The sequence below is a fragment of the Mucilaginibacter sp. genome (genome assembly GCF_039207105.1).
In the GTDB taxonomy this organism is placed as follows: Bacteria; Bacteroidota; Bacteroidia; order Sphingobacteriales; family Sphingobacteriaceae; genus Mucilaginibacter.
In genome coordinates this window covers 7,757-18,469 of record NZ_JBCECK010000107.1, presented here as the reverse complement: position 1 = coordinate 18,469, position 10,713 = coordinate 7,757, and the positions used below count along the sequence as shown (strand labels likewise).

General features: G+C 44.4%; 7 protein-coding genes. 2 read left to right on the top strand and 5 right to left on the bottom strand.

Going from position 1 to position 10,713, the window contains the following annotated elements; genetic code table 11:
• Positions 1 to 292: 292 nt before the first annotated feature.
• Together AAGC65_RS18470 and AAGC65_RS18465 are read left to right on the top strand one after the other, a co-directional pair.
• Positions 293 to 1,366 (top strand): aldose epimerase family protein, encoded by a 1,074-nt coding sequence (locus AAGC65_RS18470; RefSeq protein WP_343113942.1) that lies wholly within the window; start codon positions 293 to 295, stop codon positions 1,364 to 1,366.
• Positions 1,367 to 1,489: 123 nt separating this feature from the next.
• Entirely contained in the window at positions 1,490 to 2,839 is a 1,350-nt protein-coding gene (locus tag AAGC65_RS18465; RefSeq protein ID WP_343113941.1) for a Gfo/Idh/MocA family oxidoreductase, read from the top strand.
• A gap of 156 nt (positions 2,840 to 2,995) precedes the next feature.
• Here the strand turns inward: AAGC65_RS18465 and AAGC65_RS18460 are convergent, their stop codons facing one another.
• The 5 genes from AAGC65_RS18460 to AAGC65_RS18440 form a co-directional block, all read right to left on the bottom strand.
• On the bottom strand, positions 2,996 to 5,659 hold the full coding sequence (locus tag AAGC65_RS18460) for a glycosyl hydrolase 2 galactose-binding domain-containing protein (protein ID WP_343113940.1): 2,664 nt from the start codon (positions 5,657 to 5,659) through the stop codon (positions 2,996 to 2,998).
• 14 nt (positions 5,660 to 5,673) lie between these two features.
• Complete coding sequence (locus AAGC65_RS18455) at positions 5,674 to 6,528, bottom strand: ROK family protein (protein WP_343113939.1); 855 nt, start codon at positions 6,526 to 6,528, stop codon at positions 5,674 to 5,676.
• A complete protein-coding gene (locus AAGC65_RS18450) occupies positions 6,521 to 7,777 on the bottom strand; it encodes a sugar MFS transporter (RefSeq protein WP_343113938.1) in 1,257 nt (418 codons plus the stop codon). The genes AAGC65_RS18455 and AAGC65_RS18450 overlap by 8 nt, the downstream gene beginning before the upstream one ends.
• 275 nt (positions 7,778 to 8,052) lie before the next feature.
• A complete protein-coding gene (locus AAGC65_RS18445) occupies positions 8,053 to 9,459 on the bottom strand; it encodes a TolC family protein (protein WP_343113937.1) in 1,407 nt (468 codons plus the stop codon).
• A 25-nt stretch (positions 9,460 to 9,484) separates the two neighbouring features.
• On the bottom strand, positions 9,485 to 10,713 hold a 1,229-nt coding region (locus AAGC65_RS18440), incomplete at its 5' end, for an efflux RND transporter permease subunit (protein ID WP_343113936.1).

The window sequence follows — 10,713 nt, the reverse complement described above, 5'->3', positions numbered from 1 at the left end:
ATCAGGTTCAAAGGGTATTATCTCAGTCCATCAAAGGACACCCCTAAAGTTGCGGTAAACGTAGTAAAAGTTTTTTTAAACTAACAAGTCTTTTGAATTTTAATTAACAATTACATCTTATATCAATCATAATCAATGGTTTAATATCATCAACCGTTTGTGCTTTATAGCCTAAACCAATATCTGTTTTAAGAAATTGCAAACGTTTGCGTGATAATTTTTACGGGTACTTAATCATTACTTCATACAAAACATCTAACTTCATTATGTACATTCTAAAAAATACCTATCCATGAAATACAAAGTCACCCAGAACCATTGGGGCGAGCTTAACGATCAGCAGATATTTCTTTATGAGTTAAGTAATAACAACGGTGTAAAAGTCCACATTACCAATTTTGGCGCGGCTATTCAATCCGCTTTTGTACCTGATAGCAAAGGCCAACTGGCGGATGTTGTGCTGGGTTACGACGATTTGCAGGGATATATTAATGACGAATTTTACATAGGTACCGTAGTTGGCCGCTTTGCCAACAGGATAGCCGGCGGCAAGGTAGTGATCAATGGTGAAACGCACCAGCTTACCGTTAAAGATGGCGGTTTTCATCACCACGGCGGCAAAGTGGGCTTTAATAAAAAAATATGGCAGTCCAGATCTTTTACCCATGAGCATGGCGTTGGGGTTATTTTAGAATATTTAAGCCCCGACGGCGAAGAAGGTTTTCCGGGCAACCTGCTTACCAAAGTAACCTACACGCTGAATGAGCAAAACCAGTTACTGGTTAATTTTGAGGCCACCACCGATAAGGCAACGCTTATTAATTTAACCCAACACGCTTATTTTAATCTGGCAGGCCATAATAATGGCTCTATCCTAAACCATAAGTTACTGCTGCCACTAAAGAGATATCTTCCGGTAAATGATATGCAGGTACCTACAGGTATGATTACACCGGTGGTAGGTACACCATTTGATTTTACCAAGTTTCGGCCGGTTGGTGAGCGTATTGAGAAGGATAATCCTCAACTGATATTAAGTCGGGGCTATGATCATTCATGGGTTATTAAAAAACGGCATTCGAGTCAGTTAAAATTGGCGGCAAGGTTGTTTGAGCCTGCCAGCAAACGTGTACTAAATGTTTTCACCTCCGAGCCTGCTATACATATTTACACCGGTAACTTTTTAGATGATACCATCTGCGGAAAAGCAGGCAGCAAATATCCTTTCAGGAGTGGGATATGCCTGGAAACGCAGCACTATCCCGATGCACCCAATCAGTCGCATTTCCCGAGCACCTTGCTAAAACCGGGTAACACTTTTAAAAGCAGTACCGTTTTTGAATTTGGCGTGAGTCTGAGTCTGTAACATCACTATATCATCAAACGTTTGCGCTATAATATCATGGTGTAAAACCGCTGTTTTTCAAATAGGTTCAATATCTTCATATCCATCAACATAAATCAATTATTAACCTCAAAACATACATTAATGGACAGGAGAACATTTGTAAAAAGTAGCGCTATCGCCGCTGCAGGGTTCAGCATATTACCGTCGGGCAGTTTATTTGCAAACGAGGCCGGCAAGGTACGGTTGGGTTATATAGGCGTAGGCGCACGCGGTATGAGCCATATTTCGGAAGGTGTGCTGCGCGATGATGTAGAAATTGTAGCCATATGCGATACCCAGGAACACTCCCTGAGCATTTGCCGTGAATATTTAGCCAAAAAAGGCCGTCCTGCCGCTAAAGAATATACCGGTGGTTTAGATGCTTACAAAAAACTCTTAGACAGAAATGATATTGATGCCGTAATTATCGCTACACCCTGGCAGTTTCATTACCAGCAGGGTATAGATGCTATGAAGGCCGGCAAATATGTGGGTTGTGAAGTAATAGCCGGGCTTACTGTTGATGAGCACTGGGATATTGTGAAAACATCCGAAAAAACCGGTATACCCTACATGACCCTTGAGAATGTGTGTTACCGCCGCGATGTAATGGCTGCCCTGAATATGGTTAGACAAGGCCTGTTCGGCGAACTGGTGCACCTGGAAGGTGGTTACCAGCACAACTTGCGCAATGTACTTTTTAATGATGGCAAAGGCAAATACGGAGGCAAAGGTGTAGAATATGGCCCTAAAGCCCTTAGCGAAGCCCAATGGCGCACCCAATTCAACATTGACCGCGACGGCGACCTGTATCCTACTCACGGCGCAGGCCCGGTAATGCATTATGCGGATATAAACTACGGCAACCGTTTTACCAGCCTGGTATCATTCAGTTCAAAAGCACGTGGTCTTTCCGCTTATGTAGAAGAACTGGCTCCGGGCAATCCCAACGCCAAGATCAACTATAAAAACGGCGACGTAACCACCACCATGATCAACTGTGCCAACGGCGAAACCGTTGTGTTATCACACGATACGCATTTACCTCGCCCTTACTCGCTGGGCTTCCGGGTGCAGGGTACAAAAGGTATCTGGATGGATGTAAACCAATCGGTATATATTGAGCACCAGGCCAAACAGGATGATGTTTGGGATCCGGCTAAGGAATGGTTTGAAAAATATGATCACCCGCTGTGGAAAAAGCACGACGCCGAAGCAGCAGGTGCAGGCCACGGCGGTATGGATTGGTTTGTATTTAACGCCTTTATTGAGTCGGTAAAACAAAAGAAACAAACACCTATTGACGTATATGATTCGGTAACCATGAGTGTGATCGCGCCGCTATCTACCCAATCAATCAAAGAAGGCAAAACTCTCGAATTCCCTGACTTTACCAAAGGCAAATGGCAAAACCGCAAAAGCACCTTTGCCCTGGATGATAGCGGGTTTTAAGTTGACTGCATAACACATAGGCGACTCACACCGCCGGCGCTTCAAAAGCCCCCTCTAAATCTCCCCCAAAGGGGGAGACTTTAAAAAACATTCTTAAAAGCCCTCTCCTTTGGAGGGGGTTGGGTGAGGCTTAAAGCTATGATGTTTCTACATTTATTACTCCACCGGCAACCCTCCCTCAAAACCAGCCCCTTGATCACCATTGCTTTTGGCGGTATCCAGGTTCCAGGCCGAGGTCAGAAGATACGGGGTAGCGTTCTGTGCATCTTTGTTTTTATAGGTGCAGCTGAGTACCCTTGTTTCGCCTGGGGCCAGTGATATGTAGTTATCGCTGAATATTACCGGCAATATATCATCCCCCGTTTTACCTTTTAGTGCCCTTAAGTGAACAAAAAATGCTACCGTTTTACCTGTATTGGTAATAGTTACCGTATGCGTGGTGCTATCAGTGCCTGCTTTTTCGGTGTGGCTTAACTTAATTGTTGTTTTCGGGATACCCTGCAGCGCTGTATAATCTGCATAAACCGACTCTGGTGTGGTGTACCAGTTTGATTTTTTCCAGTTGAGCACCTCGGCTGTTTTCGATAACCAGTACCAGTTAATACTTTCCACCTTTCCTGCTTGGTTACTTAGCTCCAGACGTACAAAATAGGTCGGTGATATTTCTTTAATGGCAGGCAAGGCAAATATCACTTTAGATGCATCAGCACCGATAGCGGCCGGGGCAGTTTTAGTATATTTTACGCTGCCATCAACATCATAAACAGTAGCCTTTACTTGCAGACCGGTAAATGCTTTCAAATAAGAGTTTACAATATCCACCTCGTTGGTCTTGTAGGAATACATCACATGCAGTGGTTCCATTGATTTTTTCATACCAAAATAAGTACCCGCCGGATACAGGTAGTAATCATACGTGTGCCAAATTAAACCCGGCCAGGGATTACTTAACATCCATTGCACTACGCCGGTGGCTGTTTGATATTTTTTTAAGCCATACGCTTCCATCATGGCGCGGTGGGCTTCATAGTCCTGTGCCTGTGCTTTGGCCACGTAATTTTTAATACCTGCCGATGGACCGTAACGCTCGGTTAAAGCTTTATCAAATACTTTGGTCGACCCAAACGAACCGGTACCGCAATGGTACAACCAGGCAGCTGACGTGGTAGACAGCGAATCTTTAGGAATAAACTTGATCAGGCTTTCATAGGTAGGGATAGATGGTCCTGGCGATATTTCCGTAGCCACACTCCAGGCACCACCATACTTGTGCGTACTGTCTGTTTCCCAATAAATTGGCGGAACCCATTCATAAGGACCCAGCATTTTTACGCCGCTATAACCCGATACTTTCGATTTACGGCCATCCGCGGTAGCAATAACCGGGTTGGGCCATTTGAGGGCTTTTTCAATGTTCAGGTAATCGCGTTCAACAGTAGTATCAGTTGGTGGCATATCGCTGCCGTTGAGCCAAACCAGCAAACTGGCTTTGTTGCGCAGCCAATACATTACGCTGCTGTCTGATGCCATGGCCACTTTACGTTCTTCGGCATCCCAGTGTTCAGGGTGTTGCCATACGCCGCAGCACATCCAGCCGGTCATAACCAGCATGCCGTATTTATCGCACAGATCGTAAAAATTATCATCTTCCATTTTACCTTCTGAGCGGATGATATTCATGTTCATATCACGCACCAGCCTAACCTCCTGCTCCTGCCTTTCAGGTGAACGACGCTGAAAAATATCCGGCGACCAGGCCGCTCCCCGTAATAGAATTGGCTTTCCGTTTACGATAAATTCCCTCGACTCATTATCCAGCAGTTTAGAATCCATCTGACGAATACCAAAATTTTCAGATAATACATTGCTCACCTTGCCATCAACCACTGCCGAAAGCTCGATCTTATTCAGTTCGGGCTTGCCATACTGCCAGGGCCACCAAACGCGTGGATTAGTAATATTGAGTTGCTTAAAAGTTTCGGGACTAAAGCTTACATTTTTTGATTCACGAGGCTGCAGATGAACCTTTTGCTCAAAGGCCACATCGTTGTTGATATGCCCTTTTATTACGGCATCCTGTGCGGTGTTGGTGTAATTGGTTACCTGCGCATCAACAGTTAAATGAGCTATACTTAAAGATGGCAGATCAAAGTGTGTGGTAACCAGCGGATATTGTACGCCTACTCTATCATAGGTTTTTATTTCCACATTGTTCACTATACCGCCGTTGTAATCGGGCGGATAAGGTATCCAATCGGCATAATCAATGGCCAGATCGCCTTTGGCTTTATTAGGCGTAAATGGGCGGGTAATTTCAATGGCTAATACGTTATTGCCTGTTTTATTAATGTGCGAGGTTACATCTAACTGAATAATACGGAAGGGGCCTTTTACTTTGGTTGAATCGGCGATCTTCACCCCATTGAGCCAAACATTAGCCTTATAGTTGATGCCATGCAGGCGCAGCACTACATTTTTGCCGGCTTCTGATGTTGGCAGCGCAAACTCCCGCCGAAACCACCAGGGTTTATCCAGTTTATCATCTTTCAGCTTTTGTAGGTTGCGGCCCATGAAAGGGTCAAAATCATACACCTTATTAGCCAGTAAACCACCAATAAAGGTGGTGGGAACACTTACTTTGTACCAGCTATGGGTATCATAATTTTCCCGTGAGATCTGATCGGCAGGCGAAGCATCCGTTACCGCCGACTGCATTTTCCAATCATCCTTCAAAATCAGTTGAAAGTTTTCCTGCCTGGCCTGGCCAAATGCGTTATAAAAGCACAAAGGCAACACAAAAGCGAGTATGATTTTTTTCATGATATGAGTATGTTTTAATGTTCGCTATCATAATACAAAGCGGCGGCGCCAATAATGCCGCTGTTTTCCAGTTCAGATACTTCTATCCGTAGCCGCTCTACTGTTTTGGTATAGGCAAAGGTTTTGATCTGCTGCCACATCGTTTGCTCAAAAAATTCATAAGCGTGCCTGACCGATCCGCCCAGCACAATCAATTGCGGGTCATAAGCATACATCACCAGCTTAATGGCATAGCCCATATGCTCTCCTAATTCTCGGTAAAGTTTAAGCGCTTGCTCATCACCCCTCTTGGCATCCTCAAACACCTGGACGCCATCAAGCCCGTAAACATTGTTAAAAAATGATCCGCTGCAATAATACTCCAATACATTACCCAGATATGGGAACATGCCAAACTCACCCGCGCCGCAGTTGAAGCCCGGGAATAAATGCTTATTGATCATTACCCCGGCACCCAAACCTGTGCCCAAAGTAAGACCGATCATGCTATCGGAATTATTGCCTTTACCAAAGTAATACTCGCCTACGGCAAAGCAGTTGGCATCGTTATTTACATACACAGGCAGGTTATAACGCTCTTGCATCAGTTGTTTCAGGTGCACTTCTTTCCACGAAGGAATGTTTTGCACCTCGTAAACTATGCCTTCGGTTACATCAACCACACTGGGTACGCCAATGCCTATAGCTACAGCACTATCTGTTTTTAATAAAGCATCGGTAACCTGAAATATATCCTCCATTACATCATCAACCGAACCATCACTGTTTATTTTGCGCGATACGATGTTTGACAGTTTATTATCACTCACTATAGCTCCCCTGATATTGGTGGCCCCGAGGTCGAGCCCTATAACTTTGGTGTTAGTCATTAATTACTTTCTTTTTAATGTCAATAATTTTATTGGAGATGAGCGGCCTGGCCCAAAAGCCTACACTTAGTATATAGCCCAGGGTGATATATAAAAAGAACATTCCGGCCCTGAGCCCGAAGGCATCCCCCAGCAAACCAATCACCGGAGGAACAATGGCCCCGCCGATGATGGCCGTAACCAACAGGCCGGCAAATGATCCATGTTCTTTATCAACAGAATTTAGCGCCAATGAAAATATGATGGGATACATTACCGAGGCAAAAAAGCCTACCAGCGGGAACGCTGCCAAAGCCACCTTGGTTGGGCCAAATAAGCCTGCCGATAAACAAACAAGTGCCAGTAATGTAAATGCGATAAGCACCTTGCGGCTATCTATAACTTTGAGTAAAAATAAGCCCACTACTCCCCCCGCTGTCATCAAACCCCAGAAATAAGCTACGGTATTAGCCCCGACTGTCTGTGGGTCAAGGCCGTGGTAGGTATTCAAAAACTGTGATATCCAGTTAGCTATACCTTGTTCTGTACCTACATAGCAAAACATGGCCAACAGAAACATAATTACAACCGGTTGTTTAAACAATGATAAATAGGTTTGTACCGATCCTGATCTTTCGTCGTCCTTCAATTCAACTTTGGGGAATTTGGTAAGCACTAATATAACCACCATACCCAGGCAAATTACCGCGAAAAGCCAGTAAAGCGAGATCCAGGGTAAATTTGCAGGCACTAATGAGTGCAACATACTTATTATACCACCGTTCCCTTTATCTTCTTTTAATGCCTTAACCATGTAGGAATAAACCAGCGGACTGAGAAACGATGCAAGCCCGAATATTAATTGAGCCAACACTGCAGTAAAAGCATAGTTTTCTTCGCCACCTGATGTTCTGAGCAACGGGTTGATCACTACCTGAAGCATAGCCATGCCGCAGCCTATTAAAAATAAAGATACGATGGCACTCATGTAATTGGGTACCATAGCCAATAAAAGCGAACCTAAAAATGCCACGATAAACGCTGCAACCATGATCTTTTTTTCCTTAAATGTATCGAGCATCATAGCCGATGGAACCGACATTACACCATAAGCGATAAAGAATGCCAGCGGCAATACCCCTGCCAATGTGTAACTCAGGTTAAATACCTTGATAATATCCGGTATGAGCGGCCCAATAACATTGGTTAAAAACGAAATAACAAAAAACACCAGCATGATGAGTGCCACAATGTAGTAGTTGCGTTTCATTGGCTAATAATGTAGGTTTACTGATTTAATTGCGTTAATATCAGCAATATAATTTTCAAAAAAGCAACTTATTTAATTTGTTACAATTACTTTTTAAAAAAAATTACAAAGTTGTTTTTTGAGGACATTTTCACAACAGTATGTCATTTCGATAGAGCACGGATGGCATGTGCGTTGGGGCGAGAGAGAAATCTTATACAATATGCTGGCAAATTTATAAGCAGCATTAGATTTCTCGCTATCGCTCTAAATGACAGCATTTTACACAAAAATACCTATCTCCATCCACCACCTAAGGCTCTGTATAAGTTTACTATAGCCTGTAGTTCCTGTAGACGGTCGCTTACACCACTTAGCTGGGCGGCCAGCAGGTTTTGCTCAGAGGTAAGTACATCAGTATAGTTGGTAGCCGAACTGTACCTTAGGAGTTCCTGGGTATAATCAACCGCTTTTTGCAGGGCTATGATCTGCTTAGCGCGTGAGTCGCGTTTTTCAATGGCAGTTTGGTGTGCATAAAGGGCGTTTGAAACCTCCTGCCCTGCAATGAGTAACGTTTTCTGAAAACTGTTCAGCGCTTCCTGCTGCTGTGCCTGTGCGGTACGTAACCGGGCTTTATTGATACCCTGGTTAAAAATAGGCTGAGTTAAGCCAGCCGCCGCATTGTAGAATATAGATTTATTGAAAAAATCTTTCAAGGTTAAGCTGGATAAACCACCCGATGCCGTTATGGTAAATGAAGGATAAAAATAAGTACGTGCTAAATTGGTATTCTCAAACGCCCCCCTGAAAGCGTATTCGCTTTGCTGCACATCAGGACGGTTGGTGAGCAACTGGGTTGGAATACCCGTTTGCAATTCATTTACTATATTTTGACTGGCAAGACTACTGCGATTAACAGCCCCCGGCGGCCTTGATAGTAATATATCCAAAGCGTTTTCCGTTTCGCGGATGCTACGTTTAATATCCGGTATAGACACTTCGGCAGCGTAGCGGTTAGCCTCGCTTTGCACCACAGCAGCTCCGTTTACCACTGCCCCGGCTTTGAGCTCTTTGATAGTTGCCACATCCTTTATCCGGTTTTTGAGGGTCTGTTCGGTAATTTCCAACTGCCTGTCCAATGCCAGCAGGTTAAAATAGTTGTTGGCAATATCAGCTATCAACTGAGTTTGTACCGCCCTTTTAGCAGCATCGCTTTGCAAAAAACCGGCAAGCGCTGCACGCTTCGTACTGCTTAGCTTACCCCAAACATCTGCTTCCCATGAAGTGCTTAAACCAGCCTGGTAAGTAGTGGTTAGCGTATTGATATTGATGCCCGGCGGAAAGTTAAGTCCCGCCTGCGATTGCTTATTACGTTGCAAAGTAGCATTGCCGCTTAAACTTGGAATAAACGCGGCCTTACTTTGTTGCAAAGTGGCCTGCGCTTCCAGTATTTTCTGAACAGCGGTTTTCAGGTCGAGATTATTATTAAGCCCCTCCTGTATTAACGAGCGCAACACCGTATCGGCAAAAAGTGTTTGCCAGGGCATGGAGGCCAGCGTAGTAGTATCTGTTGATTGCTGGCCGCGGTAAAGGCCCTGGGTGCTGACCTCGGGCTGCTTATATGGCTTGGTTATACGGCAGGATAACAGCACACCCGAAAGCGAAGCGAAGAGTACTATATATTTAAAACAATTTCTGTTCATGACGGAATCTTTTTTGTTGATGGAATTAATGAGCGCTTTTCAGTTCAACCTCGTCATCCTCATCGTCTTCATATCGTTTTCTCTTGCCGCTCACTTTTTCCTGCAAGTGCTGAAAAATGATAAACAATATCGGTATCACAAACACCCCGAATACCGTACCCACAAACATACCCCCTACTGCACCCGTACCTATTGACCGGTTGCCATTGGCACCCGCCCCGCTTGAAACCATGAGCGGCATAATACCAAATATAAAGGCGAAGGAGGTCATGAGTATTGGGCGTAAACGCGCCTCGGCTCCGGCAATGGCAGCAGGAATCAGATCCATACCTGCGCGGCGTCTTTCCAGCGCAAACTCCACGATCAGGATGGCGTTTTTGGCTAACAAACCGATAAGCATGATAAGCGAGATCTGGAGGTAGATATTACTATCGATACCGAATATCTTGGCAAACAGATACGTACCGGCCAAACCTACCGGCAGTGAAAATAACACCGCAAATGGCAGGATATAACTTTCATACTGCGCGCTCAATAAAAAGTACACGAATACCAAACAAAGCATAAATATATAAGCCGATTGAGTACCCGTGCTTAACTCTTCGCGGGTAATACCTGAAAACTCATAGCCATAACCCGCAGGCAGACTTTCCAAAGCGGTTTGTTTAATAGCATTTATAGCGTCGCCGGTACTATAACCGGGGTTTGGCTGTCCCGAAACTGAAATAGCTGTAAATAGGTTAAAGCGGGATATAGACTCCGGACCAAATACTCTTTTCAATGATATAAAGGAAGAAATAGGCGCCATAGTACCGTTAACGTTCCGCACAAATATTTTACTCAGACCGGTTTCATTGGCGCGATAGTCATAATCGGCCTGCACCATTACACGGTATTGTTTACCGAATTGATTAAAGTTAGAGGCATATAAACCACCGTAATAGCCCTGCAAAGTATTCAGCACCGAATTTACGGTTACCCCGGCCTCCTTACATTTAGCCACATTGATATCAACCTGAAACTGCGGAAAGTTTGGGTTGAACGATGAATTTAGATTTTGAATTTCGCGCCGTTTACCCAACGCGGCTATAAAATCATTACTTACTTTGAATAACTCGTTCACGGTATGCCCGCCTTTGTCCTGCAACTGAAACTCAAAGCCATCACTGTTACCAAAGCCCTGCAATGTTGGCGGCGAAAAGAAGAACACTGTAGCTTCTCTCAAGCCGCTGGTTTTACCATATAGTTGCCCGA